At 71.0% G+C, this 26,758-nt stretch carries 24 protein-coding genes and 1 tRNA gene; 18 read left to right on the plus strand and 7 right to left on the minus strand.

Annotated elements, in window-relative coordinates; all coding sequences use genetic code 11:
- The first annotated feature begins 39 nt into the window (after positions 1 to 39).
- The 3 genes from ACIQFZ_RS28135 to ACIQFZ_RS28145 all read left to right on the plus strand — a co-directional run bounded on the left by ACIQFZ_RS28135 (position 40) and on the right by ACIQFZ_RS28145 (position 3,469).
- Positions 40 to 699, plus strand: a complete 660-nt coding sequence (locus ACIQFZ_RS28135) for an NAD(P)H-dependent oxidoreductase (RefSeq protein ID WP_365423476.1) — start codon at positions 40 to 42, stop codon at positions 697 to 699.
- A gap of 922 nt (positions 700 to 1,621) precedes the next feature.
- Positions 1,622 to 2,554: a hypothetical protein gene (locus ACIQFZ_RS28140; protein WP_402692442.1), complete on the plus strand. Its 933-nt coding sequence runs from the start codon at positions 1,622 to 1,624 to the stop codon at positions 2,552 to 2,554.
- 270 nt (positions 2,555 to 2,824) lie between these two features.
- Entirely contained in the window at positions 2,825 to 3,469 is a 645-nt protein-coding gene (locus tag ACIQFZ_RS28145) for a class F sortase (protein ID WP_383056728.1), read from the plus strand.
- Positions 3,470 to 4,128: 659 nt separating this feature from the next.
- Here ACIQFZ_RS28145 and ACIQFZ_RS28150 read toward each other — a convergent pair.
- Together ACIQFZ_RS28150 and ACIQFZ_RS28155 are read right to left on the minus strand one after the other, a co-directional pair.
- A complete protein-coding gene (locus ACIQFZ_RS28150; protein WP_365774849.1) occupies positions 4,129 to 4,788 on the minus strand; it encodes a DUF6461 domain-containing protein in 660 nt (219 codons plus the stop codon).
- A gap of 337 nt (positions 4,789 to 5,125) precedes the next feature.
- Complete coding sequence (locus ACIQFZ_RS28155; protein ID WP_365774848.1) at positions 5,126 to 5,329, minus strand: hypothetical protein; 204 nt, start codon at positions 5,327 to 5,329, stop codon at positions 5,126 to 5,128.
- A 326-nt stretch (positions 5,330 to 5,655) separates the two neighbouring features.
- On the opposite strand from ACIQFZ_RS28155, the gene ACIQFZ_RS28160 reads away from it, so the two are divergent.
- The 3 genes from ACIQFZ_RS28160 (at position 5,656) to ACIQFZ_RS28170 (ending at position 8,260) form a co-directional block, all read left to right on the plus strand.
- The gene (locus ACIQFZ_RS28160; protein WP_383056729.1) at positions 5,656 to 5,844 is read left to right on the plus strand and encodes a helix-turn-helix transcriptional regulator; all 189 of its coding nucleotides are present in this window, start codon (positions 5,656 to 5,658) and stop codon (positions 5,842 to 5,844) included.
- A 60-nt stretch (positions 5,845 to 5,904) separates the two neighbouring features.
- Positions 5,905 to 7,320, plus strand: a complete 1,416-nt coding sequence (locus ACIQFZ_RS28165; protein ID WP_402692443.1) for a tyrosine-type recombinase/integrase — start codon at positions 5,905 to 5,907, stop codon at positions 7,318 to 7,320.
- Between the two features lie 388 nt (positions 7,321 to 7,708).
- Entirely contained in the window at positions 7,709 to 8,260 is a 552-nt protein-coding gene (locus ACIQFZ_RS28170) for a hypothetical protein (protein ID WP_383130185.1), read from the plus strand.
- 198 nt (positions 8,261 to 8,458) lie between these two features.
- Here the strand turns inward: ACIQFZ_RS28170 and ACIQFZ_RS28175 are convergent.
- Positions 8,459 to 8,545 (minus strand) — tRNA-Ser (locus tag ACIQFZ_RS28175).
- Between the two features lie 62 nt (positions 8,546 to 8,607).
- Entirely contained in the window at positions 8,608 to 10,044 is a 1,437-nt protein-coding gene (locus ACIQFZ_RS28180; RefSeq protein ID WP_365429033.1) for a trypsin-like peptidase domain-containing protein, read from the minus strand.
- Between the two features lie 252 nt (positions 10,045 to 10,296).
- Between ACIQFZ_RS28180 and ACIQFZ_RS28185 the strand changes: the two genes are divergently transcribed.
- The 3 genes from ACIQFZ_RS28185 (at position 10,297) to ACIQFZ_RS28195 (ending at position 13,010) form a co-directional block, all read left to right on the plus strand.
- Positions 10,297 to 11,124, plus strand: a complete 828-nt coding sequence (locus tag ACIQFZ_RS28185) for a glycerophosphodiester phosphodiesterase (protein WP_365429036.1) — start codon at positions 10,297 to 10,299, stop codon at positions 11,122 to 11,124.
- A 69-nt stretch (positions 11,125 to 11,193) separates the two neighbouring features.
- A complete protein-coding gene (locus tag ACIQFZ_RS28190) occupies positions 11,194 to 11,832 on the plus strand; it encodes an ATP-binding protein (protein WP_365774845.1) in 639 nt (212 codons plus the stop codon).
- 212 nt (positions 11,833 to 12,044) lie between these two features.
- The gene (locus ACIQFZ_RS28195) at positions 12,045 to 13,010 is read left to right on the plus strand and encodes a DUF5926 family protein (RefSeq protein ID WP_365429041.1); all 966 of its coding nucleotides are present in this window, start codon (positions 12,045 to 12,047) and stop codon (positions 13,008 to 13,010) included.
- Positions 13,011 to 13,266: 256 nt separating this feature from the next.
- Here the strand turns inward: ACIQFZ_RS28195 and ACIQFZ_RS28200 are convergent, their stop codons facing one another.
- Positions 13,267 to 13,869, minus strand: coding sequence for a hypothetical protein (locus tag ACIQFZ_RS28200; protein WP_376652786.1), 603 nt, complete (start codon positions 13,867 to 13,869; stop codon positions 13,267 to 13,269).
- Between the two features lie 55 nt (positions 13,870 to 13,924).
- The gene (locus ACIQFZ_RS28205) at positions 13,925 to 14,590 is read right to left on the minus strand and encodes a bifunctional DNA primase/polymerase (protein ID WP_365429047.1); all 666 of its coding nucleotides are present in this window, start codon (positions 14,588 to 14,590) and stop codon (positions 13,925 to 13,927) included.
- 503 nt (positions 14,591 to 15,093) lie between these two features.
- Between ACIQFZ_RS28205 and ACIQFZ_RS28210 the strand changes: the two genes are divergently transcribed.
- From ACIQFZ_RS28210 to ACIQFZ_RS28220, 3 genes are all read left to right on the plus strand, one after another.
- Entirely contained in the window at positions 15,094 to 16,629 is a 1,536-nt protein-coding gene (locus tag ACIQFZ_RS28210; protein ID WP_376652784.1) for a PP2C family protein-serine/threonine phosphatase, read from the plus strand.
- 76 nt (positions 16,630 to 16,705) lie between these two features.
- Positions 16,706 to 18,187, plus strand: coding sequence for an aminopeptidase P family protein (locus tag ACIQFZ_RS28215; RefSeq protein WP_402692444.1), 1,482 nt, complete (start codon positions 16,706 to 16,708; stop codon positions 18,185 to 18,187).
- 97 nt (positions 18,188 to 18,284) lie between these two features.
- Complete coding sequence (locus ACIQFZ_RS28220; protein WP_402692445.1) at positions 18,285 to 19,649, plus strand: PLP-dependent aminotransferase family protein; 1,365 nt, start codon at positions 18,285 to 18,287, stop codon at positions 19,647 to 19,649.
- Positions 19,650 to 19,734: 85 nt separating this feature from the next.
- Here the strand turns inward: ACIQFZ_RS28220 and ACIQFZ_RS28225 are convergent, their stop codons facing one another.
- Positions 19,735 to 20,187: an ATP-binding protein gene (locus ACIQFZ_RS28225; RefSeq protein WP_365429601.1), complete on the minus strand. Its 453-nt coding sequence runs from the start codon at positions 20,185 to 20,187 to the stop codon at positions 19,735 to 19,737.
- Positions 20,188 to 20,409: 222 nt separating this feature from the next.
- Here ACIQFZ_RS28225 and ACIQFZ_RS28230 point away from each other — a divergent pair, with 222 nt between their 5' ends.
- The 6 genes from ACIQFZ_RS28230 to efeB all read left to right on the plus strand — a co-directional run bounded on the left by ACIQFZ_RS28230 (position 20,410) and on the right by efeB (position 26,679).
- Complete coding sequence (locus ACIQFZ_RS28230; RefSeq protein WP_383056735.1) at positions 20,410 to 21,273, plus strand: hypothetical protein; 864 nt, start codon at positions 20,410 to 20,412, stop codon at positions 21,271 to 21,273.
- A gap of 163 nt (positions 21,274 to 21,436) precedes the next feature.
- Positions 21,437 to 22,165, plus strand: coding sequence for a YcnI family protein (locus ACIQFZ_RS28235; RefSeq protein ID WP_365429605.1), 729 nt, complete (start codon positions 21,437 to 21,439; stop codon positions 22,163 to 22,165).
- A gap of 93 nt (positions 22,166 to 22,258) precedes the next feature.
- Entirely contained in the window at positions 22,259 to 22,909 is a 651-nt protein-coding gene (locus tag ACIQFZ_RS28240; protein WP_365429607.1) for an SCO family protein, read from the plus strand.
- Positions 22,906 to 23,379, plus strand: coding sequence for a copper chaperone PCu(A)C (locus ACIQFZ_RS28245; RefSeq protein WP_365429609.1), 474 nt, complete (start codon positions 22,906 to 22,908; stop codon positions 23,377 to 23,379). Before ACIQFZ_RS28240 ends, ACIQFZ_RS28245 begins: the two co-directional genes overlap by 4 nt.
- Positions 23,380 to 23,392: 13 nt before the next feature.
- Positions 23,393 to 25,375: a copper resistance protein CopC gene (locus tag ACIQFZ_RS28250; RefSeq protein WP_365429611.1), complete on the plus strand. Its 1,983-nt coding sequence runs from the start codon at positions 23,393 to 23,395 to the stop codon at positions 25,373 to 25,375.
- Between the two features lie 8 nt (positions 25,376 to 25,383).
- Positions 25,384 to 26,679 (plus strand): iron uptake transporter deferrochelatase/peroxidase subunit, encoded by a 1,296-nt coding sequence (gene efeB, locus ACIQFZ_RS28255; RefSeq protein ID WP_365429613.1) that lies wholly within the window; start codon positions 25,384 to 25,386, stop codon positions 26,677 to 26,679.
- The last annotated feature ends 79 nt before the right edge of the window (positions 26,680 to 26,758 follow it).

A 26,758-nucleotide genomic window follows, 5' to 3' on the forward strand; every position in this document is an offset into this window, starting at 1 on the left:
CCCGCTGGAGGCGCGTCCCCACGACGGAAGGACGGATCCATGCCCTCGGACACGCCTCCCGGCCCGCTCCGGTTCCTGGTCTTCGGCGCGGCACTGCGGACCGGTTCGGCCAACGCACGCCTCGCCTCCCTCGTGGCCCGGCTCATCTCCGACACCGGGGCGACCGTCGACCGCGCCGGCATGCACGACTTCGACATGCCCTTGTACGACGGCGACATGGAGGCGACCGAAGGGCTGCCGCAGGGCGCCCTCGCCCTGCGCGACCGACTCGAGCAGAGCGACGCCTTCGTCATCTCCTCGCCGGAGTACAACGCCTCGGTGCCGGGAGTGTTGAAGAACGCGATCGACTGGGTCTCCCGTGTCCGACCGCAGCCGTTCAAGAGCAAGCACGCGATGCTCGTCTCCGCCTCGCCGTCCCTGATCGGCGGCAACCGCGGGCTGTGGGCCCTGAGGGTCCCCCTGGAACACCTGGGCACCCGCGTCTACCCGGACATGTTCAGCCTGGCCGACAGCTACCAGGCCTTCGCCGAGGACGGGACGCTGGCCGACACAGGGCTGCAGCAACGTCTCACCGAGACCGTGTCGGGTTTCCTGAGCCTGGTCGAAGCGGACGTGCGCTACGTCTGCCTGGAACGCCGGTGGTACGAGTTCCTGGGAGACCGCACCGAGGCGGCCATCACCCAGCGGGCCGAGTCGTGATGCTGCGAAACGGGTGAGTCCAGGGGAGACAAGGTCACGCGGAAGGGGTGCCGCTCCAAAGAGCGGCACCCCTTCTGACCTGCAAGCTTCTGACCTGCTGCGGTGGGTGTGGGATTTGAACCCACGGTGACATCGCTGCCACGACGGTTTTCAAGAGCGTTGTGATCTAGCCATGCGAACCCGCTCCGACCTGGGCTTTCCCGTCCAAGAGTCCTTTTTCTCGCGCATTGGCCCACACATGGCCCACAGCACCTGAGATGGGAGGCAACGAGCGCCTGTCTCTCAGGCCGTGTCGCGTTCTGTTCAACAGCACGGATGTCTGTAAGCACGTGTTCACGTGCTTACAAACACCTGCACCAGAAGGCCCCGACCGGAACCGCGGCCGGGGGCTCTGCGCGCGTCAGAACGCGCCGCCTGCTCGGCGCAATACGGGCCCCCAGAGATGCTGCGGCTGCTACTCGCGGAAAGGCGGCCGGCCTACCCACCTCATCGCCGGCCACCATCCGCTCCAACACCACAGCCACATGCATCAGCAGCCACCCAACCGTGTCATTCCACCTACGCTGCAAGCCATCCCCCTCGCGTCGAGTGACACCCCGCTGAATGTCCACCGTCAGGGAGTGCAGGCGGAGCCACAAGGGCGCAAACGGCGCCGACGCCCCGCCCGTGCACGACGAGCGGGGCGTGTGAGGCACCCCCGCGGCGGTGTAGGAGTGGGAGAACGGCGCATTACACTCAGGGCCCCCTGGGGGCTGCGGGTGTGATCGCTCGGTGTGTGGGGTTGTGGTCTTTCCCGGGAGGGGTGCGGCGGACTGGATTATTTGATCCGCCATAACGGTGAGTTACCGGTGTTGCGTGGACGTTGAGGGCTTGGTTGTTCCGACTATGACGACAAGTGGGTCGATCATAAGAACGGAGCATCATGAAAATCCGTGCCTCTGGTCTGCTTCTGGCGGGCCTGACCTCTTGTGCCCTCACGGTGGGCGCTCACGGCTCGGCATTCGGTGCGGGTCTGTCCCGGTCCGAGCAGGCTCCCGCGCTCGCCAACGCTCTCGCTGGTGTGGACGACGAGGACGCGTCCGATGGTGATCAGCAGCATGAAGATGACGTGTCGCAGCAGTCCGACGATTGGCAGGCGCCCTCGGGCAGCGATGACGAGGCGGAGCGGACGGCGGCGGGCCCGGAGTCCGCGTCGCGGGCGGAGGCCGAGGCGGAGCCCGAGCAGGACGTGAAGGTCCACAACGACAGCTCGACCAAGGCCGAGTCCAGCCCCGAGGCGGAGGCCGAGGCGGAGCCCGAGCCGGAGCCCGAGCAGGACGTGAAGGTCCACAACGACAGCTCGGCCAAGGCTGAGTCCAGCCCCGAGATCGTGGTGAAGCCCGAGATCGTGGTCAAGCCCGAGATCGTGGTCAAGCCTAGGCAGGACACGAAGGTGCAGCTGTGGCTGACGAATAAGCAGAAGCAGGAGCAGGAGCAGGAGCAGGAGTCGACGAACAAGAACGTGTCGGCGAACAAGATCAAGCTGATCAATAAGCAGCATCACTCGGACCGACGGGAAGAACAGCAGGAGCACTGGGATGGAGGGGAGCAGGACCACTGGGGTGGAGGGGAGCACGACCACGGAGGTAAAGGGGAGGAACAGCACCAGTGGGGTGGGGGGCACAAGCCGCACCACGGGGGTGGGGAGGAACCGCATCACGGTCGGAAGCCGCACGGTGGCGTCCATGCCGGTAGCGGTGGCCTCGCTCAGCCTTCGTCGGCCGGTATGGCTGGCGGCACGGCTCTGGTTCTGGGCGGACTCGGTATCAGCGGTTATGCGCTGCAACGCCGTCGTGGACGCCGTGACGCGGTCTGACCTGCCTGCCGCGTGAAGCAGACCGCCTGTGGCCACCGCCCACTGGCGGTGGCCACAAGATGTCTGACCCTTCGTCGGTGGTGGCCGCGAGGCGGTTTACCGCAGCGGCGGCAGTTCCCGGCAGTCAGCAACAGAAGGTGTATAGGTATGAAAGAGCAGCCTGCGCCCCCGGCTGGGGACAGCGCCCAGAGTGCAGCGTGCCATGGTGGTATCCGCGGGTGGCGCTGGATTCTCTGTTTTGGTCTGGCCGTTCTCCTCCTCGGTGTACTGATGATCCAGCGGGAGTTGGCCACGGCCTACAACGCTCCCGTCTCTGCCGGCCCTCCGCCGCTCGGGGCCAGGTCCGGTTCTGCTTCCGCTGCCCCCCGCCGGCCGGGGCTGGCTTATTCGCCGCCGGACCGGCTGCGGATCCCGCAGATCCAGGTGGACGCGCCATTCACGCAGCTGGGCCTGGACGATTCGGGTGCGGTCAGTACCCCGCCCGCCAGCACCCCGAATCTGGTGGGCTGGTACCGGGGCAGTGTGGCACCGGGTCAGGACGGTACGTCCGTGGTCGTGGGCCATCTCGACACCCGGACCGGACCGGCGGTCTTCCAGCGGCTCAGCACGCTCAGGCCCGGTGCCCTGATCAATGTCACCCGGGCGGACGGCAGCACCGCGGTCTTCAGGGTCAGTGCGGTGCGGACCTACGCCAAGGACCGTTTCCCGGACCAGGAGGTGTACGGCGACACCCCTGGCCCGCAGCTGCGGCTGATCACCTGCGGTGGCAGCTACGACCGCGATCGCAGGGAATACGACTACAACGTCGTCGCCTTCGCCCACCTCGCGTCCCGGCCCGGCCCTGCGCCGTCCACGGCGGCGGGCCGCGGAGAAGGCCGTCCGATCTCTCACGAAGGGCCTGCGGGCCGGTCGTGACCGGCCGACGCAGCCGGCTGACTGTGACGTCCTTCAGCGGCCCCTCGCTACGCGGCCGGGCTCGACGCGGGCGCGGAAGTCCGCATGACGTCCTCGGAGTGGCTGCACTGCCTCACCACCCTCTACAGCGGCGAGGAGTGCCGTCCCCTGCCCAAGGGCTGGCCCACTGGCCGCGCGCCGCCGCGAAGCACCGGGCGAGCATCGCCGAATCGCTGGCCGCCGTGACCCCCGTGCTTGTCACCAGCAAGCGGGGAGCGCCCCGCCCTGCAGTAATGCGCGCCGCCCTCTACCAGTGGGCCTTTCGGGCGGTGCGTGGGGTGGACGGGGCGTGGGTGCCGCGCCAACGTGCTGAGGAGCCCCCCGCGGAAATCCGCGCCGCGCTGGACTGGGTCTCCGCCCGATCGATCAAGGTCAATTGGCATGGTCCGGGGGCTTCTGCGTCTAGGCCGGCGGAGAGACTTTGGGCCGGCTTTGAGATCTGGCCTCATCCTTGCCAGGTCGATCATGGGGAGTCGTTGGCTTCGACCAACCGGCTTTGGGTCTTGACTGATCGTTCGTTGAGGTTCGCCGCCTACCGTCGCTGTTCGCGCCTGTTGGTGTCAGCCGCTGATGTCAGGCAGCAGCTGTCCTCTTGACAGATCAGCCCATCACAACCGCGCTCATGGGAGCCATGCCGCCTCCGATCGGCCGAAGAGCTCGGAGGGTGAGGTGAGCCGCACAGTGCGAAGCGCCATGTCCATCCACCCGGGATCGACGGCCACGCCCATAGTGCGCTCCATGAGCGCGAAGGACTCGGCGCACAGGGTCTCCATGTGGAAGGCGACCCCTTCTGCCCAGGCGGGGACTTCCGGTTCCGGGTCCATCCACTCCGCGTCCTCCAGCTCGAAGGGGTCGAACATGCCCTCTACGCGGCCATCAAGGGCGTGCATGACCTGGTACCGGGCGTTCACACTGCGGTAGACGCTGAAGAACTCGCCTCCGCCAGCGGACGCTCGTCGGGCGATCTCCGGGATGCTGCCGTGGTAGCCCCATTCGATGGCGATGACGCATCGGTCGACGGTGACCACTTGAAGCAGCTCGTAGTCCTCCACATAGAGCTGAGCCGCCAGCTCGTCGGCGGTCTCGGCGGAGGTCATCAGCCGCGACGCCCCGGGATCGCCACCGAATGCCCGAATCACCTCGCTCTCCGTTTTTCCTGTAATCACGGAAAAGGTGTACGCATCGGGCTCATCCGCATCGGCCCACGCGTATCGGGCGACGAGGTCTTCCCACCTCGCAGCGTCGCTGCGCTTCGGGCCCCGAGGCACGTCAGCAGTCATGGTGCCGCACCCTACAGAGCGGTCGGCGTAGCGACTTTGGCCGGGAGTTTCAATGACCGAGTCAAGGGCGCATGCGGCACTCGATCAGTTCTTCTGGCAGTGATGCGGCCAACCCGTCACCTGGCCCCCTTTATCGTGTCACCCTCTTCTACCTGCCCTGACACCGGTGCCCGTCGGTGTTGCCTGTCAACGTTGGTCATCACCGGACGGCCCAGAGACGGCCCCGGGTCGACGAGGGGCACCTAGGGCGTGTGGGTCGGCACAGTCCCTGCGACTCTCCCGGCTACGCTCGCGCGGGAGCGCCCCGCGGCGCGTGGCTGCGGGGCGCCCTGTGGGGTTAGTCGATCAGCGCGCCGTCGTATGCACCGCCCTTGCAGCCGAAGCCCTCTACCGTTCCGCCGCCCTCCCTGCACTGGTCAGAGGTGACAACCTTCGAACCGGGGCTGGGTGTGGCGGCGGTGGCGGTGGCGGCGCCTGTGAGGCCGAGCCCGGCGAGGGCTGCCGTGGCGATGACGGCGGCGAGGATTCGTCGAATGCGCATTCGGTTCCCCTTTCACGGATTGCCTCGGTTAGGGCACTAGCCAGCTTGATCCTCGCCCACGTGGGTGGCACGTCATGTTGCGCCATTCGGGTGACGATGCTGGCGGCGGGGTCGGTAACGCGACCCGTCGGACAGGCCCTGGATGTATTGACCTGAAGCGTTGCTCACGCGGTCGGTTCGCGGCCCACCCGACACACAGCGTGGGACGCGATGGGCCGCACAAACCCCGAGCAAACCCGCAGGTCACAGGCTTGGGTCGCGATGGGCCGCGACCCACAGCATTGTGACGCCAACCACACCCCGAGAGTCGACAGAGGAGTCGCACCATGGCTCGCCCCCAGATGCTCAAACTCCCCGAAGTTCTTGACGAAATCGGCATGAGCCGCGCCGCTTTCTACCGCATGCGCGCCCGTGGCCTAGCCCCCCGCCTTCGCAAGCTCCCCAACGGTCAAGTCCGCGTCAGCCGCGCCGACCTGGACACGTGGTGGGAGCGCTGCGAGCAGCACGCCGCATAGATCAGTCCGCTTCACCGGGGCCCGCGCTGAGCGCGGGCCCCTCGTTCTGACTGGAGAGACATGCTCACGTACGACGTCGACATCTGGTCGATCCGCAAGCGCACGGGCCGCCCGAAGCCGTGGGAACTGCGTTGGCGGGTCGGCGAGCGGCCCCACTCGCGCAGTTTCAAGCTCAAGCCGCAAGCGGACGGTCGTCGGGCGGAGCTGATGGCCGCCCTGCGAGACCAACAACAGTTCGACGAGGAAACGGGCCTGCCCGCACGTGAGTTGTTGGCTCTCACCTCCCCTTCCTGGTACGAGCACGTCACGGGGTACGTACTGATGAAGTGGCCACGCGCCGCCGCTAAGCACCGCGCGAGCATCGCGGAATCCCTCGCTGTCGTAACGCCCGTGCTGGTCACCAGCAAGCGGGGAGCACCCCGCCCCGCGATACTGCGCACTGCCCTCTATCAGTGGGCGTTCCGAGCTGTTCGGAGTCCGGAAGGGGCATGGGTACCGCGACACGTCGCCGAGGAACCCCCCGCCGAGATCCGCGCCGCACTGGAGTGGGTCTCCGCCCGCTCCATCAAGGTCAAGGACTTGGAGGACCCCGCCCTTCTACGTCCGGCCCTGGAAGCTCTCTCACTCCGTCTGGACGGAGGAAAGGCCGCCGAGAACACAGCCAGACGTAAGCGCATGGTGCTGAGCAACGTGCTGCGCTACACGGTCGAGGAGAAAGGGCTCCTCGCGTCCAATCCGCTTCCCCGCGTGGACTGGACGCCGCCCGAGAACGATGACGAAATCGACTTCCGGTACGTGCCGGACCCGAGACTGGCGCGGTCCTTGCTCGGAGCTGTCCGCGATTCTGGGCCGCGCGGCCAGCACCTGCACGCGTTCTTCGGATGCCTCTACTACGCAGCCATGCGCCCTGGTGAGATCGTCGCGCTCACTGAAGCGGACTGCACCCTGCCACCCAACTCACCTGAGTCCGTGAAGGAGTGGGGCGAACTGCTGCTCGGGGAGAGCCGTCCCGAGGTGGGCGGCGGGTGGACGGACGACGGCACGTCGTACGAGAAGCGCGGCTTGAAGAGGCGCAAGCGCGGTGCGACGCGGACCGTGCCCATCCCGCCGGTTCTCGTGCATCTGCTCCGTGAACACATCACGCGATACGGCAGGGCTGATGACGGCCGATTGTTCCGTGCTGCGCGGGGTGGGCGCGTCCCCTCCACCGAGTATTGCGACGTCTGGGAGGGAGCGCGGAAGGCGGTGCTGTCGCCTCGTGAGGTGAAATCGGAACTCGCCGCTGTGCCGTACTCACTCCGCCACGCCGGCGTCTCCCTCTGGATCAAATCAGGGGTGGACCCCGCAGAGGTTGCCGCTCGCGCCGGCCACAGCATCGCAGTTCTGTACCGCTTCTACGCAAAGATCCTGAATGGTGGCGAGAAGCACTCCAACGACCTGATCTCACGCGCGCTTGATGAAGGGGAGCAGCCCTGAAGGTGTGCTTCCCCGCAGCGCGTCGCACACGTCGATCCAGACGGGCACGAGGCGCTGCGGGGGGCGCGCCACCGACCATGGTGAGGGTGGACAGAGCCGGCTGGCCGCGACCGGCTGTCGCAGCGTGCTTCGGGTGCTGTTCACGAACATGTCACGGACGGTGAGGGCAACTCCTTGGGGGCGTTCCGTGTCGAAGTGGCACAGGTCGTTTCCTGCCAAGGAGCCACTCATGCGCCGTTACACCGCTGTTGCCGCCTTGATCGCGTGTTCCGCGCTGCTGCCAGTCACGGGATGCGCACGCAACGCCGACCAGACCGTTGTCACCGCCCCAATCAGATCCGCGCCCAGGGCGGTACCGGATGAGAAGAACTGCCCTACCGCCGACGATTTGCAGGACGATCCCGAGCCCACCAGTGTGGACGCCACCCCCACCAACGACTCGGCCGCCGAGGAGCTGTCCAACGACCCGATCGACGACGCGCTGTGGAACGACCCGGTCGCCGAGGCGCTGTCCGAGGCCGTGGGTGCTCAGGGACGCGACGCCTTCGCGGACGTCTACGGCTCGCACATGACCGACTACCCTCCGGGCCGGGTGGCGCTGTGCGTGACCGACCTGGCCCGCGGGCGGCAGCTCGCGGCGGCGGCCAAGCAGGCGGACCCGGGCATCGACCTCTCCCGCCTGGACCTGTACCGCTGCAGCTATGCAGAACGCACTCTGGTCGCCGCGCTCGACAAGATCAACACGGCGGACGACCAGGGGCGGCTGCTGGGGTTCCCGCTGTACTCCTCCTGGCTACCCCCGGACGCCTCAGGCGTCGTCGTGAACACGACCGCGCAGGGCGCCGCCTCGCAGGCCCTGCGCGACCGGCTGGCAGCGCTCACGGGCGGCATCCCGGTGACCGTCGTCCATGACACCTCGGCGATACCGATACCGGCCTGAGCACCGGCGCCTGATGCGCTTGTGCCCTGCTATGCGACATCCCGCGGGTTCGTCGGTCTGAGTTCTGGCCCACAGATGGCCCATACGTACTGGTCAAAGCTGGGATACGGCCGAGTCGGGGTGAGACAAGGTGCACGCAGAAGGGGTGCCGCCCCGGAGGGTGGCACCCCTTCTAACCTGCAAGCTTCTGACCTGCTGCGGTGGGTGTGGGATTTGAACCCACGGTGACATCGCTGCCACGACGGTTTTCAAGACCGTTCCCTTAGGCCGCTCGGGCAACCCACCCCGCGCCGCTCGTGCGCGGCGGCGCGGGGACAAGACTAACGGGTTGGCAGGCGCGCGTGGGATCAGCTGTCGCCGACGCGGGAGCCGAGCGTGAGGTCCGCCGTGCGCTCCTTGCCGTCGCGCTTGTAGGTGACGGTGACCTTGTCGCCGGGCTTGTGGGTCCAGATCTCGCCGATGAGGGTGGGGCCGGAGTCGATGACCCGGTCGTCGAGCTTGATGATGACGTCACCGGGCTTGAGGCCGGCCTCGGCGGCGGGGCCGCCCGCTTCGACCGGGGCCGATCCGCTGACGCCCTGGTCGGTGATCTTGGCGCCGTTGGTCGTGTCCCCCAGGGAGACCGACGCGCCGATCTTGGCGTAGACGGGCTTGCCGGTCTTGATCAGCTGCTGGGCGACGTACTTGGCCTGGTTGATCGGGATGGCGAAGCCGAGGCCGATCGAGCCGGACTGGCCCGCGCCGCCGAGGCCGCCGCTGCCCGAGGACTGGATGGCGGAGTTGATGCCGATGACCGCGCCGCGCGCGTCGAGGAGCGGGCCGCCGGAGTTGCCCGGGTTGATGGAGGCGTCCGTCTGCAGGGCGCTCATGTAGGAGGCCTTGCTGTCGGAGCCGCCGTCACTGGAGGCGACGGGACGGTTCTTCGCACTGATGATGCCGGTCGTCACCGTGTTCGACAGGCCGAAGGGTGCGCCGATGGCGATCGTCTCGTCGCCGACGGCCACCTTGTCGGAGTCGCCGAGGGCGAGCGGCTTGAGGTCCGAGGGGGCGTTCTTGAGCCGGATGACCGCGACGTCGTAGCCCTGGGCGTGGCCGACGACCTCGGCGTCGTACTTCCTGCCGTCGGGGAAGGTGGCGCTGAGCTTGCCGCCGTCGACGGCTTCGGCCACCACGTGGTTGTTGGTGAGGATGTGTCCCTGGGTGTCGAAGACGAAGCCGGTGCCGGTGCCGCCCCGGCCGCCGGTTCCCTCGGCCTCGATGGTGACCGTGCTCGGCAGGGCTTTGGCGGCCACGCCCGCGACCGAGTTCGGGTCCCGCTTGATCTGCGAGGCGCCGTTGTCGGAGGCGGAGACCGTGGTGGAGCTGCTGTCGTCGTTCCTGGCCAGTGTGTAGCCGAGTCCGCCGCCCAGTCCGCCGGCGACGAGCGCGGCCACCAGGACCGCGGCGACCAGGCCGCCGCGCCGGCCGCCGGACTTGGGCGCGGGCTGGTGCTGCTGGTACGCGGCGCCCCAGCCGGAGCCTCCCGCGCCGCCGTCCCCGTAGGCGGGCGCGGCGGGGGACGGGGGCGGCCAGGAGCCGTCGACGGGCGAGCCGTGACCCTGCGGTGCGGGCGCGCCGGCCCCGTCGTGGGCTCCCGGGAGGTGCGGAGGCGCGTCCGGGGGCGGAGGTGCGGACGGGCCGCCCTGGGGGGCGGCCGGGTGCGGGGAAGCAGCGGGAGTATCCACCGGCACGGGAGGTGCGGACGGCGCCGGGGGTACCGTGTTGCCCTCGTTCTCGGTGCTCACAGCTCTTCTCCTTGGTCCACGGCTGTTGTTGGTCGCACTCGGTCAGCCATGCCCGCCGGTGACCCGGCGCGCTCCAGCTGTGCATGTGCAGGTGTGTACGTAGTCAGCTTTTCCCACGGGCCGTCAGAGCACCATAAGCCGTTGCTGTGGGTCCGGGTACATTCTTTATATAGGTCATCTCACATGAAACAGACACATTATCGACGGCTCCCCACCGTCTCGCCCATTCCGCCGCGGTGGCACCATGACGCGGTGACCCACGCACGACAGCACCACATCCAAGTCGTCGCCCACCGTGGAGCCTCCGAGGCCGCCCCGGAGCACACGCTGGCCGCCTACCGAAAGGCCATCGAGGACGGCGCGGACGCCCTCGAGTGCGATGTACGCCTGACCGCGGACGGCCATCTCGTCTGCGTGCACGACCGGCGCGTCAACCGTACGTCCAACGGCCGGGGAGCGGTGTCCGCCCTGGAACTCGCCGACCTCGCCGCGCTGGACTTCGGGTCCTGGCGCACGCGCGCGTCCTGGCGCGGCCGGGTCGAGGAGCCGGACTGGGAGGTGCGGCCCGAGGACCCCGAGGACACGTCCGTCCTCACCCTGGAGCGGCTGCTCGAACTCGTCGCCGACGCCGGACGGCCGGTGGAGCTGGCCATCGAGACCAAGCACCCGACGCGGTGGGCCGGGCAGGTCGAGGAGCGGCTGCTGACGCTCCTGAAGCGGTTCGGACTGGACGCCCCGGCCTCGGCCGCGAGGTCGCCGGTACGTGTGATGAGTTTCTCAGCGCGCTCCCTGCACCGGGTGCGGGCGGCCTCGCCGGCCCTGCCGACGGTCTACCTGCTGCAGTTCGTCTCACCGCGGCTGCGGGACGGGCGGCTGCCGGCGGGCGTCGGGATCGCGGGGCCCTCGATCCGGATCGTGCGCAACCAGCCGGCGTACGTGGAGCGGCTCAAGCAGGCGGGACACCAGGTGCACGTGTGGACGGTGAACGACCCCGAGGACGTCGACCTCTGCGTGGACCTGGGGGTGGACGCCATCATCACCAACCGCCCGCGCGCGGTCCTGCACCGGCTCGGCCGCTGACCGGCCGCCGGTCCAGCCGCGATGACAGGGAGTGCTCCGGCGCGTTCGCTGAGTGATCGGATGTTCCAAATGCGTCGCCGGACGCGATTCGGCCGGTTTCCGGTACAGGCCGGTGGGGCATCCACACCGTGGCGTGGGGCGAAGGAGGTCTCGGGGGTGGCGTTGGTGGTGGCACAGGAGGTGCCCACGTCGTCGAGCATGGCCGTACCCCATGGCCCTGCGGGCGTGGGGGAAGCAAGGCACCGGATGCGTGATCAGTTGCGCAGCGGTGGCGTGGCGGAATCGGTCATCGACGACGCCGTATTGGTCCTTTCCGAACTCTTGAGCAATGCCTGCAAGCACGGCCGGCCGCTGCGCGGCGCCCTGGCCGGCGACGGCGACGTCCGGGCCGCATGGCGCGTGGACGCCGGCGGCAGCCTGATCGTCGAGGTGACCGACGGCGGCGGCCCGACCCGCCCGTCCCCGGCCACTCCCTCGGTCACCGCGCACGGTGGCCGCGGGCTCAACATCATCACCGCCCTCTGCGACGACTGGGGGGTACGGGACGGCGTCGGCGGCGAGGTCACCGTATGGGTGGTCGTCCACGACGACGTGCACGACCCGGACGCCGGTCACCGTCGCGACGACTTCGCCTCCCGGATCACCGCACCGCCCGTGTCGGCGCTGCCCGATCTGGGCTTCACGGACGTCTTCGGCGACCTGGACTGAACACGCACGCGTGCGCCGCGCCCGGGCGATGCCCAGGTCGGGCCGCGGGCGCGGGCGCGCAGGCCGGCCGGTCGTCCCCGTCCCCCGGCGTTCCCCTCTGTTCCGTGGTGTTCCCCGCCATTCCCCCGCCGCGTCCACAGGGTCCCGTCGATGACGGCGTGAACGGCTAGGCTCGCGCCGTACGAGACGAGCCGTAACCGGGAGACACCCAGATGGCCAAGAAGCGACCCCAGACGAAGGCCAAGCGCCCGCAGCTCACGGATGGAGAGATCCCGGTCGTCGGTGCGCGCGAGCCCTGCCCGTGCGGCAGCGGCCGGCGGTACAAGGCCTGCCACGGCCGAGCCGCCGCGCACGCGGTGACCGAGCTGGTGCAGCGGCCCTTCGAGGGACTGCCCGGCGAGTGCGACTGGGTGGCGCTGCGCGAGCTGGTCCCCGCCGCCACGGCCGGGCTGGCGCTCCGCGACGGCCTGCCCGACGGCGTCCCGGCGGTCACGCTCGCCACGGTCCTGCCGATGGCCTGGCCCGCACTGCGCCGCGACGACGGCTCGGTGCTGCTCGGCCTCCAGAACGACACGGCGTCCGGCGACATCAGCCGCGACCTCGCCGACACCCTGCTGTGCGCCCTGGAGGCCAAGCCCGGCACCCCGGTGCAGGGCCGCCGCGCCCCGGCCGACGGCCCGCGGCTGCAGGACCTGCTCGACCTCGAAGCCCCCTTCGAGCCGGTGGTGCACGAGGGCTTCGAGTTCTGGGTGCCGGACGCGGAGAACGCGACGCCGGAGGTCACCGCCTCCCTGGAGCGGGCCAACGCGGCGGCGATTCCGACCGTGCGCCTGGAGAGCGTCGAGGCGGCGTACTGGTGCCGGACGCCGGAAAAGAACCACCTGCGCTGGGTCATGCCGCACGCGGAGGAGCAGCTTCTGGACGCTCTCGCGCGGCTGCACGCGGCGGGCCGGTCGAACCTCGGTGAAGGCACCCGTCTCGTGGGCTCCTTCCGGGCGCACGGCCTCATCGTGCCCGTGTGGGACCTGCCGAGCGAGATGGGCGCCCAGGACGTGGAGAAGCCGGCCGCCGAGTTCGCCGAGCAACTGGCCGCCGCGCTGGCCACGCAGACGCCGCTGACCGGGGACGAGCGCCGGGCCCGCGGCGGTCTGACCAACCGCCAGGTCACGCTGAGCTGAGCGACGACCGGGCGGCCGGCCCTCCGGTCGGCCGCCCCGCTCGGGCAGATCGGGTGACCCCGGTCACAACCGGCGGACGGCTCAGGCGAGTCGGTGACCGGAAAGGCAGTCCACCCGGTGACTGGAAAGCCGGGATCGAATTTGCGAACTGCCGATCTCTTGTTACCGTTCCAGTAGCCCGGTTGCTGGTGCATCCCCCGTCGCCAGCAACCGGGCGCTTACGTGTCCGCCGCCGCTCACCCAGCGCAGCCGGACGTCAACCGCCCGTCGTCATGGGCGAGTTGCTCCCGGATCGCAGCAGCAGCGCAGCGCGTCCGCCGCGCTCTGCGAACTCCGCGACCGCGCTGTACTCCGCCGCCGTCCCCCGGCTGCGCTCCCGCGGCGTCTCACAGGTCTCCGGCTCCCCGCCCCCGGCCTGCGCGCAGTGCGTCCGCACGGTGCGCTCGCCCGGACCCATCAGGGCCAGGTCGACGTCCAGAGGCCGTCCCATCGCGTTGCGGTAGTAGGTGCGCGCCCAGGTGTCCTGGCCCTGGATCAGCACACAGGTCTGCGCCTCGACCCCGTCGGGCGAGGTGATCTCGGGGCCGCAGCGCGCGGCGGTCGCGAGCCCCAGGCCGAGCACCAGCGGGGAACGGGCGGGCGCGGCGGAGGGCATCTTGTCGTCGCCGGACGGCAGGGAACGCACCGCGGACCGGGCGCCCGTACCGCTCCGGTCGCCCACCTGGCCCGCGGACGCCCCGGCCAGCGGCAGTACAACGGCGCAGCCGACGACGCCCAGGAGGGCGAGCAGGCGGACGCGCTGGGGATCGGGGCCGCCGCGCGGCACTCGGCTTCCGGGTCCGGCGGTACGACGCAGCATGCGGGGACGATAACGGCCCCGGGCGGGCGCTTCGCCCGCCGCGGCCGCGACACCCCTAGAACTCGGGGGCGCTCACACCCGTACGGGTGAGGGCCTCCACCACCGCGTCGACCACGGCCTCCACATCGGGCACCCAGGGCGAGGCGGAACCGGGCAGCGGGGCACGCTCCCAGCGGATCGGGCCGGCCCCGGTCTCGGAGGGAGGCAGGGCGAGGTAGCCGCCCTCGCCGTGAAAGCGGAGGGAGCCGGGGACGAAGTCCTTGGCGTAGAGCAGTTCGCCCAACTGCTCCATGGAGTACGGCTTGACGAGGATCGCCCAGCGCGTGGGCGAGGCCACGACCGGGCCGAGTCGCATGCCGACGCGGTCGAGCGCCGTGAGGGCGCGGGCGGCCGGGAGGGCCGGCAGGCTCACCGCGCAGGGGGCCTTGCCCCCGGTGGCCAGGATGATCGGCGCGGTGGGCCGGTTGGTCCACCACCAGCGCACCATGCGGGCGTCGGCGGTGGCCGCGAGGAGGCCGGGTTCGAAGGGGTGCGCGCCGGGCACCGTGCACTCCGGGTCGGGGCAGCCGCAGCGGCCGCTGCGCCGCGGATCCGGTGCCACGCCCGGTAGCACGGGCCACTGCCACCGGGTCGCGAAAGTCAGGGCCGCGCTGATCGGCTCAGGCCCCCCGTCACTGTGCTGGGACGGGAGCCTGCGTCGCCTTCCGGGGATCTCGCGCATGAGCGCTCGTTCCTTTCCGTTGCACCGCTGGCAACACCGTGGACCACTCACAACTTGTGTCGATCACTGCACTGTGCGTACCTGTTGGCGCATCACACCCCTGCCTTCAGGCACGGGGAACCCCTATGGGCCGAGCATCGGCTGCTTCCACGGCAGCCCCGTCCATACTGCGTCTACCAGAAGCATGGGCGTGGCGCGGGGTGGCGGAGCGTGGCGTTATGCCGTCTTGTGTTCTGCTCTCCGCCTCCATCGCGCAAGGATGGGGCACGGTCGTCGGTGGCTAAGACGCCCGGGTCCGTCACCAGGTTCCGGGTAGCACCCAACCACCCCTGGCCTTCTCCGAGTACGTACCCATCACGACCGCTGTGACGCTCTGTCGAGCAAGCCCAGTCGACCGCAACAGGCCGTCACCCGAGGCAGTTTCAAGCCAACTTCCCCTTTTCGCAAGAGGCGGGGAAGAAGACCCCGAGAAGCCCTCTGACACCAGGAAACCCGGCAGGACAATGCTGGACATCCCCTCACGAGTGCGTGTACATGTGGAGACACTGCTGGCGGCGCAGAATGACATGGGGGTTTGCGATGCTTTTGAGCAATACGCACCGGTCGGAAAGCCGGACGCCATGAACGCCCCCCACCCTCCGAAAGTGGCTGGAATCGATTCAACGGTTCCGGCACCCGCACACACTGTCGCGCCCTCGCCCGCCGTCCCGGACCCCTCCCCGAGTGGTCCGTCCGGCGCGCACGCGCCCCGCCCACCGGGCGCCCTCCTCCAGGACCGGCTCGCCGGCTGGGTCTCCGACCTCACCACCCTGAACGAGCTCACCGAACGGCTGGCCCGTACGAGCGGACTCGACGCCGCCCTGAAGGAACTGCTGCGCGCCGGCGCCGCCCTCGTCGGCGCCCCGCGCGGTCTCGCCGTCCTCGAACCGGACGACGGACTCGGCCCCGACACCACCATCGGCCTCGGCCTCGCACGGGCCGATCTCGGCCACATCGAGACCGTGCCGCGCAGCGCCATGCCCTACGGGACGCTCCTCGACACCGCGGCCGGGCTGCCGGGCGGCGACGGCGAGGTCGTGCGCCCCGACCTGTTCGCCGAGGACGGCCTCGATCCGCGCCACCGCGAGGTGGCCGACCGTCTCGGCTACGCCGCCAGCTACGCGCTGCCCCTGTCCACCGAGACCGCGGGCCGCCTCGGCGCCGCCGTGTGGTTCTACGACGAGCCCGCCGAACCGGCCGAGCGGCAGCGCCACCTCGCCGGCCTCTACCTCCGCTTCGCCACCGAGCACCTGGCGCGCCTGCTCGACACCGAGCGCACGCGCGCGTGCATGGCGACGGTCTACGAGGAGCTGCTGCCCTCCCGGCTGCCTCGCGTCCCCGGTGTCCGGCTCGCCTCCCGGCACCGCACCGGGCCGCGCGGCGGCGGCGACTGGTACGACGCACTGCCGCTGCCCGACGCCGCGCTCGGCCTCGCGGTCGGCTCGGTCACCGGCGCCGGGCCCGGCGCGATCGCCGCGATGGGCCGGCTGCGGGCGTCCCTGCGGGCGTACGCGGTGATGGAGGGCGAGGATCCCGTCGCCGTCCTGTCCGACCTCGAACTGCTTCTGCGGCTGACCGAGCCCGCCCGCTCCGCCACGGCCCTGTTCGCCTACTGCGAACCCGCCCTGCGCCGCATCACCCTGGCGGGCGCCGGGCACTGCCCCCCGCTGCTGCTCGGCGAACGGCGCACGGAGTTCGTGGAGACGTCCGTGTCCGCGCCGCTGGGCATGCTCTCCTGCTGGGAGGCGCCGAGCGTGGAGTTCCAGGTGGCCGCGGGCGAGACTTTGCTGCTCTACACCGACGGGCTGCTGCACCGCACCGGCGATCCCGTGGACCGCGCCTTCGCCCGGCTGCACACGGCCGCGGCGAGCGTCCCGCGGACACTGCGACACGACCCGGGAGCCGTCGCCGACCACGTCATGCACACGGTCCTGCCGAACGGTCTCGACGTGACCGACGGCGCGGAGGACGTGGCGCTGCTGGCGGCGTGCTTCGAGTAGGCCGCCCGGTGACCCGGTAACAGGTGCTTCCGCCTCTGGCCCCCTTCCGCACGACCGTACGATGGGGGATGGCCCAATGGCTGTATCGAGGAGGAAGACCGTGGCGCAGGAGCTGCCGGAGACCCCGGAGACCGCCGAAGAAGAACCGATCAAGCAGCGGAAGAACGGCCTGTACCCGGGCGTGTCCGACGAGCTCGCCGAGAACATGAAGTCCGGCTGGGCCGACACCGAGCTGCACGGCCTGGAACCGGTCGAGCAGGCGGAGCACACCGCGCGCCGCCGCGCCGCACTGTCCGCACGCTTCCCCGGCGAGCGCCTGGTCATCCCCGCGGGCAACCTGAAGACCCGCTCGAACGACACCGAGTACCCCTTCCGCTCCTCGGTCGAGTACGCCTACCTCACCGGCAACCAGACCGAGGACGGCGTCCTGGTCCTGGAGCCCACCGCGGACGGGCACCGGGGAACGCTCTACCTCCTGCCGCGCTCCGACCGTGAGAATGGCGAGTTCTGGCTCTCCGGCCAGGGCGAGCTGTGGGTCGGCCGCCGCCACTCCCTGGGCGAGGCCGAGACCCTGTACGGCATCGCGACCTCCGACGTGCGTGAACTGGCGGACAAGCTGCGCGAGGCCACCGGCCCGGTCCGCGTCGTGCGCGGCTACGACGCCGGCCTCGAGGCCGCCCTGACCGACAAGGTCACCGCCGAGCGCGACGAGGAGCTGCGGGTCTTCCTCTCCGAGGCCCGCGTGGTCAAGGACGACTTCGAGATCGGCGAGCTGCAGAAGGCCGTCGACTCCACCGTGCGCGGCTTCGAGGACGTGGTGAAGGTCCTCGACAAGGCCGAGGCGACCAGCGAGCGCTACATCGAGGGAACGTTCTTCCTCCGCGCGCGCGTCGAGGGCAACGACGTCGGCTACGGCTCCATCTGCGCGTCCGGCCCGCACGCCTGCACCCTGCACTGGGTGCGCAACGACGGCCCGGTCCGCTCCGGCGACCTGCTCCTGCTGGACGCGGGCGTGGAGACGCACACCCTCTACACCGCCGACGTCACGCGCACGCTGCCCGTCAACGGCACGTACAACGAGATCCAGAAGAAGATCTACGACGCGGTGTACGAGTCCCAGGAGGCCGGCATCGCGGCGGTCAAGCCCGGTGCCAAGTACCGCGACTTCCACGACGCCGCCCAGCGCGTGCTCACGGAGAAGCTCGTCGAGTGGGGCCTGGTCGAGGGCCCGGTCGAGCGGGTCCTGGAGCTGGGTCTGCAGCGCCGCTGGACGCTGCACGGCACCGGCCACATGCTCGGCATGGACGTCCACGACTGCGCCGCCGCGCGGACCGAGACGTACGTCGACGGCACGCTGGAGCCGGGCATGGTCCTCACCGTCGAGCCGGGCCTGTACTTCCAGGCCGACGATCTGACCGTCCCGGAGGAGTACCGCGGCATCGGCGTCCGCATCGAGGACGACATCCTGGTCACCGAGGACGGCAACCGCAACCTCTCGGCCGGCCTTCCGCGCCGCTCCGACGAGGTCGAGGCCTGGATGGCGTCGCTGAAGAGCTGATACGGGTCCGACGGCCGGGTACCCGCGGGTGCCCGGCCTTCCTGTGCCGGGGCGCGGGTCCCGGACGTGCATTCACGTACCTAGGGGGAGGGTTCTCGTGGAGGACTTCTGGTCCGGTGCCGGGTTGGACCTGCATCTGGAACCGGACGCGGCGGCGGGCCGCCGGGCGGGGCTGGAGAAGGCGCTCCGCGACGCGGTGCGGGACGGGCGGCTGTCGCCCGGGACACGGCTGCCGGCGACCCGCCGGCTGGCCGCCGAACTCGGCATCTCGCGAGGCACCGCGAAGGCGGCGTACGACCAGCTGGTCGCCGAGGGCTATCTGACGGCGCGACAGGGATCGGGCACCCGGGTCGCCGCCCTGCCGGCCGTCGACGCGCAGGAGCCGGGAGCGGCGGCACGCGCGCGTGCTCCCCGTTTCGACCTACGGCCCGGCAGCCCGGACGTCGGCACCTTCCCGGCGGCGGCCTGGCTGCGGGCACTGCGCCGGGCCATCGCGACGGCACCCTCGCTGACGTACGACTACGGCGACCCGCGCGGCCGGATCGAGCTGCGCACGGCGCTGTCGGGCTATCTGGGGCGGGCGCGCGGGGTGATCGCTCCGCCCGAGCGGATCGTCATCACCTCGGGGTACGTGCAGGGGCTGGCGCTCCTCACCCGCGTACTGGACGGGGCCGAGGTCGCCATGGAGGACCCCGGGCTGCCCTTCCACCGGGAGGTGGTGCGGCGGGCGGGCGGCAGCGTGGCGCCGGTCCGGGTCGACGAACGCGGTGTGTGCGCCCAGGACCTGGGCGAGCAGAAGGCCGTCGTCGTCACCCCGGCGCACCAGTACCCGACCGGCGTGACCCTGCACCCGGAGCGGCGGCGGGCGCTGACCGACTGGGCACGCGCGCGTGGAGGGCTGATCGTCGAGGACGACTACGACGGCGAGTTCCGCTACGACCGCCAGCCGGTGGGCGCGCTCCAGGGCATGGCGCCCGGTCAGGTCGCCTATCTGGGCACCGCGTCCAAGACCCTCGGACCGGCCCTGCGACTGGGCTGGATGGTGCTGCCGCCGCACCTGGTCGACGCGGTGGCCGAGGCCAAGCTGCACAGCGACCACCACACCGAGACCATCGGCCAGTTGGCGCTCGCCGAGCTGATCGACAGCCACGCCTACGACCGGCACATACGCGCGTGCCGTCTTCGCTACCGACGCCGCCGGGACCAGCTCCTGGACCGCCTGGGCCCCCGCCGGGTGCGCGGGATCGCCGCCGGTCTGCACGCCCTGGTGGACGTCGCCGACGAAGCGGAGACGCTGGCCCGCGCGGAGGCGGTGGGCCTGGCGCTCGGCCGTCTGGCCGACCACTGGCACGCCCCCGGCGAGGGCCACCCCCAGGGCGTGGTCGTCGGCTACGGCACCCCCCGGGAACGGGTCTACCCCGAGGCCCTGGAGGCCCTGGCGAAGCTCCTGGCCGACGCCTGAGGGGGTTACGCCCCGCCGCCCGACCCGGGACACGCCCGCACTTCCGGCCGACGTCTCGCGCGGCCCTGCACCGCGACCGGCCGCGTTACACCGCCGCCAGCGGGGCGTCCTCGCGCCACTTGAGGATCTTGTCGAAGCTCACCACCGCGCCGCCCCGGCCCGGCCTGTTGCGGATGTGGACATGATCGGCGAGTTCCTGGATGAGATACAGGCCGCGGCCGTGCTCGGCCTCGGCGCGCGCGGCGCGGACCGGGCGGCGGCGGCCGCGGCCCGCAGGCGGGAAGCCGGGGCCCGCGTCGGCCACCTCGATGCGGCACTTCTCTCCGTCGAGAAAGGCGGTGACGCGGTACCCGCCGGAGGATTCGGTGTCCCCGCCGTGCTCCACCGCGTTCGCGCAGGCCTCGCTCAGGGCCACGGACAGGTCGTAGGAGATGTCGGGGTCGACGCCCGCGGTCTCCATCGTGCCGAGCAGCAGGCGCCGCGCGAGCGGCACGCTCGCGGCGTCACGCCGCAGATGGAGTGACCACCAGATGCTCATGCTCCAGCCTCCCGGCGCGGCTCGACATACCGTTACGTATTGCCCCGAGTGCCCTGCCATAAGCACGGCGTTGACACGACACGGTCCGATCGGCGGACGCGGCGGGGCGGGGAATCGGTGTATGTGCGGGCCGACGGCATCAGAACGTGACCTTCCGGATCTACCGCATCTTGTGGACCTGCCATACGGCGGGCCCGGGTCCAGTGGGATGATGAGGCCGTCATGTCTGCCCCCCGCCCGCGCACGGCACCCGCCGGACGCGGTCTCCGGATCTTGCGGGCCGCGGTGTTCGCCGCGGTCTGCGTCGTGCTGGCCGCGGCCGGGCACACGCTGGCCTCCTGCGCCGCGGTGCCGCTGTGGACGCTGGGCGCGGGGTTCCTGGGGGCGCTGGTCGTGGTGGCGCCCCTCGCCGGGCGCGCGCGTTCCCTGCCGGGGATCGCGACGCTGCTCGTGGTCGGCCAGACCGTGCTGCACAGCCTGTTCGGCATGGGGCAGAGCGGCATGGGCGCCATGGCCTCGGATGCCATGACCATGGGTTCCACGGGATCGACGGGACCGACGGGTTCGCCCGTGCTGTCCGACGCCGAACTCGTCCAGCAGGCCGCCCGGTACGTGTGCGGGGCGACCGCCGCCGCGATCAGCCCGGCCCAGGCCTACCGGATACTCGTCGACGCACACGCCTACGGCGGCGTCGGCACGGGCCCGAGCGCCCCGCACCACCCGGGGGGCTCCCCGTTCCCCATCGGAGCGGCCGCCGCGCTGCTGCCGTCCCTGCCGATGCTGCTCGTCCACGTCCTGGCCGCCGTCGCCACGGGCTGGGTGCTGCGGCGCGGCGACCTGGCCCTGCTGCGGCTGATCGAACTGTCGGCGCACGGAGTCGCCGAGGCCGCGCTCGTACGGTCCCTGCGCGGGGCGCTCGCCCTGGTGCGCGCCCTGTGCGCCGGGCTGCCCACGGCGGCCGGCACCGGCCCGCGCTTCCGGCGCACCGCCGACTCCGGGCCGCTCACCCCGCACACCACCGCACTCCAGCACACGGTGATCCGCCGCGGCCCGCCGGCCGCCGCCGCACTCGTCCTCGCTGCCTGACGCGACGCGACCACAGCCCACCGAGCGGGTTTCCGCCGGGGGAGCGGCCGCCGTCGTGCGGCACGCGCGCGTGCCCGTCCGACGGGAACACCGGGAGCACCGGTCCCGCCCCGCACGCGCACCCCCCAGACACCGGAACTCACCCGAAGCGGAGTGCACCCCTATGAAGGCTTCTCGACTCGTCGCCACCGCCGCCGTCGCCGGCTCGGCCGTCCTCGCCCTGTCCGCCCCCGCGTTCGCGCACGTCAGCGTCCAGCCGGAGGGCCCCGCCGCCAAGGGCGGCTACGCCGTCGTCGACTTCAAGGTCCCCAACGAGCGCGACAACGCCTCCACCACCAAGATCGAGGTCAACTTCCCGACCGACCACCCGCTGGCCTCCGTGATGCCGCAGCCGATGACCGGCTGGAAGATCGACGTCACCAAGTCCCAGCTGGACAAGCCGCTGGAGATGCACGGCAAGAAGATCTCCGAAGCCGTCACCAAGGTCACCTGGACCGCCGACGGCGACGGCATCAAGCCCGGCTTCTTCCAGAAGTTCCCGGTCTCCATCGGCACCCTGCCCGAGGACGCCGACCAGCTGGTCTTCAAGGCGATCCAGACGTACTCCAACAAGGAGGTCGTGCGCTGGATCGAGGTGCCGCAGAAGGGCCAGGCGGAGCCGGACAACCCGGCGCCGGTGCTTCAGCTGACCGCGGCCTCGGAGGGTGACGGACACGACGCGTCGGCCAAGGACGCCGCCGACACCAAGCCCGCCGCCCAGACCACCGCCGCCGACACCTCCAAGAGCGGCAGCGACACCACCGCCCGCGTCCTCGGCATCCTCGGCATCGTCGTCGGCGCGGCCGGCGTGGCCTACGGCGTACTCGCCGGCCGCAGGCGCACCACCGCCTGATCCGGCTCGTCCGTCACGCGCTCCGGGGGTCGTGCGACTCTCGCATACGGCCCCCGGCGCGCGCCGGAGTTCTCACATCTGGGACATTTCTCTATGCGCAACAAGACCTTCGTCGCGGCCGCCCTGCTCGCCGCGGCCACCATGACCCTCTCCGCGTGCGGCAGCGGCAGCGACGGCGGGAAGCCCGTCGCCGTAGTCTCCGAGGACACCTCGCAGAAGGCCGCGACCGTCCTCGACCAACCGTTCGAGAAGCCGGACCTGGTCCTCACCGACACCCGGGGAAAGCAGTACGACCTCCGCAAGGAGACCGCCGGCCACCCGACGCTGGTCTACTTCGGGTACACCCACTGCCCCGACGCCTGCCCGCTGACCATGAACAACATCGCGGTCGCCAAGAAGGCGCTGCCCAAGGCAGAGCAGGACGACCTGCGCGTGGTGTTCGTCACGACAGACCCGGACCGCGACACCCCGGCCGAGCTCGGCAAGTGGCTCAAGATGATCGACCCGCAGTTCATAGGACTGACCGGCGACTTCTCCACCATCCAGGCCGGCGCGCGCACCCTGGGCATCTCCATCGAGCCGACCTCGAAGGACAAGAACGGCAAGCTCGTCTCGATGCACGGCACCCAGGTGATCGCGTTCTCCCCGAAGACCGACGCCGGATACGTCCTCTACGGCGAGGACGCCACCGTCGACGACTACACAAAGGACCTCCCCAGGATCGTCAAGGGGGAGAACCCGTGAGGCGGCCGGCACCGGCGGCGGCACTCGTGGCCGCGGCCCTGACCGGTACCGCCCTGCTGACCGGTTGCGGCGCGTCCTCCGGGACCGGCGACGCGAAGGCCGAACTGTCCGTCCACTCCGCCTACATGCCCCAGCCGATGTCGGACGCGATGGCGGCAGGCTTCCTGACGATCGAGAACAAGGGCGGCGCCAAGGACGAACTCACCTCGGTCACCAGCGCCGAGGCCGAGGACGTCACCGTGCACCAGACCGCCGGCGGGGTCATGACGGAGGCCGGTCCCCTCACCGTCCCCGCCCACGGGCGGCTCGTGTTCGAGAGCGGCGGCAACCACCTGATGTTCGACAAGCTGAAGCGCGCGCCCCGGCAGGGCCAGACGGTCCTCGTCGAACTGCACTTCGCCGAATCCGGCACCGTCAAGGTCGAGATGCCGGTGAAATCGGCCACGTTCAACCCCGCGACCGGACACTGAGGGAGGGACCACCTTGTCGCAGACCATCGCCCCACGCTTCCGGGCCCTGATGCTGCTGTTCATGGCCGTCGCCGGCGTGCTCCTCGCCGGAGCCGCCCCGGCCTCCGCGCACGCCGCGCTGACCGGCAGCGATCCGCAGCAGGGGGCGGTGGTCGACAAGGCGCCCGCCCAGGTGTCGCTGACCTTCTCCGAGCAGGTTGCCCTGAGCAACGACTCGCTGCGCGTCCTGGACCCCAAGGGCAACCGCGTCGACACCGAGAAGCCCACCGAGGTCAGCGGGACGACGTACGCGGTGCGCCTGCGCAGCGGGCTGCCGGACGGCACCTACACCGTCGCCTACCAGGTGGTCTCGGCCGACAGCCACCCCGTCGGCGGTGCCTACACCTTCTCCATCGGCGCTCCCTCCAAGACGACCGCCGCGGTCGGCGACCAGACGGCGGGCGGCGGGATCGTCGGCGGGCTCTACGGGTTCGGGCGGTACGTGTCGTACGCCGGCTTCGTCGTCCTGGCCGGCGGTGCCGCCTTCGTACTGGCCTGCTGGCAGCGCGGCTCGGGAGTGCGGGCGGTGCAGCGGCTCGTCGTCTCCGGCTGGGTCGCGCTCACCGCGGCCACACTCGCGCTGCTGCTCCTGCGCGGCTCCTACACCTCCTCCGGAAAGATCGGGGACGTCTTCGACCTGACGCTCCTCGGGCAGGTGCTCCAGACCAAGACCGGGGCGGCCCTCGTCTCCCGGCTGCTGCTGCTCGCCGCGGCGGCGCTGTTCGTCGCGGTGCTCTTCGGGGAGTACCAAAAGCGCACGGACGACGAGAAGCGCGATCTGACCTTCGGGCTCGCGATCGGCGGCACCGTGGTCGCCGTCGGACTCGCGGCCAGCTGGGCCATGTCCGAGCACGCCTCGACGGGGCTCCAACCGGGCATCGCGATGCCGGTCGACGTCGTGCACCTGCTCGCCGTGGCCGCCTGGCTCGGCGGTCTCGTCGCCCTCCTGGTCGCGCTGTACCGGGCGCCCGCCGAGACTCCGGTCGAGACCGCGGCCGTACACCGCTTCTCGCAAGTCGCCTTCGGTTCCGTCCTCGCGCTGGTCGCGACCGGCACCTATCAGTCCTGGCGCCAGGTCGGCTCCTGGTCGGCACTCACCGACACCCGCTACGGACAGCTGCTCCTCGTCAAGATCGGTCTGGTGGCGCTGATGGTCGGCATCGCCTGGACCTCCCGCCGCTGGACGGGCCGACTGGCGCAGACGGCCGCCGCGAAGGCCCCGGCCAAGGCACGGGCGAAGGTCGCGGCGACCGCGGGCAAGAAACCCGGCCCGGACGCGAAGGCCGGGACCGGGAAGACCGGGGCCGGGAAGACCGAAACCGGGAAGGCCGGCGGCAACAAGGCCAAGCCCGGTGGGAAGGCGGCGAAGGGGGAGGCCGCCCGGCGGGCCGCCCAGCTCGCCCGGCAGCAGGCCGCCGTGGACACCGCACGGCAAAAGCGGCTGCGGGACGCCGACCCCCACCGCTTCGGGCTGCGCCGGTCCGTACTGATGGAAGCGGGTGTCGCCGTCGTGCTGCTCGCCGTCACCACCGTGCTGACGCAGACCGAACCGGGGCGCACGGAGACGGAGGCCAGGACCGCCACATCGTCGCCCACGTCCTCGTCCTCCGGGGTGGGCGCGGTCACCCTCGACATGCCGTTCGACACCGGCGGCAAGGACGGCAAGGGCGTCGTACGGATCGACATCGACCCCGCGCGCGTGGGCGGCAACGAGTTGCACATCTTTTCCCTCGGGCCGAACGGGCGCCTCCGCGACATCACCGAGCTCAAGATCGCCTTCACGCTGGCCGCGAAGGACCTCGGACCGCTCCCGGTGAACCCCGAACACGTCACCACCGGACACTGGGTGGCGAGCGGAGTGCAGATCCCCATGGCGGGCGACTGGCAGGTCGCCGTGACCGTGCGGACCTCCGACATCGACCAGGTGACCGTCACCAAGAACGCGCAGATCGGCTGAACCGCACCATGACCGACCAGTCCACCCCGGAGGCCACCTCCCCGACCCCCTCGCCCGTCGCGACGTCCACGCGGGCCGGCACCGCCGCAGGAGCGGCCGTGTCGCGCCGGCGGCTGCTCGGCACGGCCGGTGCCACCGGGCTCGTCCTCGGCGCGGCCGGCGCGGGCCTCGGCTACACGGCGGCGCCCGCCGGTGCCACCCCGCTCACCTCGCTCGGCGCCGACCGGGCGATGTTTCACGGGAAACATCAGCCCGGCATCACCGACGCCCTCCAGGCCCGCGGCCATGTCGTCGCCTTCGACCTCGCGCCCGGAGCGGGTCGCAAGGAGGCCGCCGCGCTGCTGCGCCGCTGGTCGGCGACGGCCGAGCGGCTGATGGCGGGTGAGCCCACCGCGCACGACGACACCGCCGTGGCACAGGACGCGGGCCCCTCGGCGCTGACGATCACCTTCGGCTTCGGCCACTCCTTCTTCGACCGGACGGAACTGCGCCGGCAGCGGCCCGGTGCTCTCGACCCGCTGCCCGACTTCTCCTCCGACCGGCTCGACAAGGCCCGCAGCAACGGTGATCTCTGGGTGCAGATCGGCGCGAACGACGCGCTGGTCGCCTTCCACGCCCTGCGCGCCCTCCAGAAGGACGCGGGCGGCGCCGCCCGCGTCCGCTGGCAGATGAACGGCTTCAACCGCTCCCCCGGAGCCACCGCGCGGCCCATGACGGCCCGCAACCTGATGGGGCAGATCGACGGCACCCGCAACCCGAAGCCGGCCGACCCGGACTTCGACCAGCGCCTCTTCGTGCCCGCGAACGGCGATCCGGCCTGGATGGCGAACGGCTCCTACGTCGTCGTACGCCGTATCCGGATGCTCCTGGACGACTGGGAGAAGCTGTCGCTCCCCCAGCAGGAGAACGTCATCGGGCGCCGCAAGTCCGACGGGGCGCCGCTCGGCGGCTCCACCGAGACGACCGCGATGGACCTGGAGAAGACCGGCAAGGACGGCACCTACGTCGTCCCGGTCAACGCCCACGCCCGGATCACCCGACCCGAACAGAACGGGGGCGCTGCCATGCTCCGGCGCCCCTTCTCCTACCACGACGGCTTCGACGCCGACGGCGCCCCGGACGCGGGCCTGCTGTTCATCTGCTGGCAGGCGGACCCGCTGCGCGGCTTCGTACCGGTGCAGCGCAAGCTGGACCGCGGCGACGCGCTGTCGGCGTACATCCGGCACGAGGCGAGCGGTCTGTTCGCGGTCCCGGGCGGGGCGGCGAAGGGCGAGTACGTGGGGCAGCGGCTGCTGGAGGGGTGAGCACGGCGGGAGCCGGCGCGATCACACCCGTCACACCCGGTTCACCCGGGGGAGGGGCTTCCGTGAGACACGCGAGCCG

The organism is Streptomyces sp. NPDC093064 (assembly GCF_044754605.1).
Classification (GTDB): Bacteria; Actinomycetota; Actinomycetes; order Streptomycetales; family Streptomycetaceae; genus Streptomyces.

Coding starts and splice junctions, on each gene's coding strand:
- ACIQFZ_RS28135 (WP_365423476.1), top strand. CDS start 40: ATGCCCTCGGACACGCCTCCCGGCCCGCTCCGGTTCCTGGTCTTCGGC.
- ACIQFZ_RS28140 (WP_402692442.1), top strand. CDS start 1,622: ATGAAAATCCGTGCCTCTGGTCTGCTTCTGGCGGGCCTGACCTCTTGT.
- ACIQFZ_RS28145 (WP_383056728.1), top strand. CDS start 2,825: ATGATCCAGCGGGAGTTGGCCACGGCCTACAACGCTCCCGTCTCTGCC.
- ACIQFZ_RS28150 (WP_365774849.1), bottom strand. CDS start 4,788: ATGACTGCTGACGTGCCTCGGGGCCCGAAGCGCAGCGACGCTGCGAGG.
- ACIQFZ_RS28155 (WP_365774848.1), bottom strand. CDS start 5,329: ATGCGCATTCGACGAATCCTCGCCGCCGTCATCGCCACGGCAGCCCTC.
- ACIQFZ_RS28160 (WP_383056729.1), top strand. CDS start 5,656: ATGGCTCGCCCCCAGATGCTCAAACTCCCCGAAGTTCTTGACGAAATC.
- ACIQFZ_RS28165 (WP_402692443.1), top strand. CDS start 5,905: ATGCTCACGTACGACGTCGACATCTGGTCGATCCGCAAGCGCACGGGC.
- ACIQFZ_RS28190 (WP_365774845.1), top strand. CDS start 11,194: ATGCGTCGCCGGACGCGATTCGGCCGGTTTCCGGTACAGGCCGGTGGG.
- ACIQFZ_RS28195 (WP_365429041.1), top strand. CDS start 12,045: ATGGCCAAGAAGCGACCCCAGACGAAGGCCAAGCGCCCGCAGCTCACG.
- ACIQFZ_RS28200 (WP_376652786.1), bottom strand. CDS start 13,869: ATGCTGCGTCGTACCGCCGGACCCGGAAGCCGAGTGCCGCGCGGCGGC.
- ACIQFZ_RS28205 (WP_365429047.1), bottom strand. CDS start 14,590: ATGCGCGAGATCCCCGGAAGGCGACGCAGGCTCCCGTCCCAGCACAGT.
- ACIQFZ_RS28210 (WP_376652784.1), top strand. CDS start 15,094: ATGCTGGACATCCCCTCACGAGTGCGTGTACATGTGGAGACACTGCTG.
- ACIQFZ_RS28215 (WP_402692444.1), top strand. CDS start 16,706: ATGGCTGTATCGAGGAGGAAGACCGTGGCGCAGGAGCTGCCGGAGACC.
- ACIQFZ_RS28225 (WP_365429601.1), bottom strand. CDS start 20,187: ATGAGCATCTGGTGGTCACTCCATCTGCGGCGTGACGCCGCGAGCGTG.
- ACIQFZ_RS28230 (WP_383056735.1), top strand. CDS start 20,410: ATGTCTGCCCCCCGCCCGCGCACGGCACCCGCCGGACGCGGTCTCCGG.
- ACIQFZ_RS28235 (WP_365429605.1), top strand. CDS start 21,437: ATGAAGGCTTCTCGACTCGTCGCCACCGCCGCCGTCGCCGGCTCGGCC.
- ACIQFZ_RS28240 (WP_365429607.1), top strand. CDS start 22,259: ATGCGCAACAAGACCTTCGTCGCGGCCGCCCTGCTCGCCGCGGCCACC.
- efeB (WP_365429613.1), top strand. CDS start 25,384: ATGACCGACCAGTCCACCCCGGAGGCCACCTCCCCGACCCCCTCGCCC.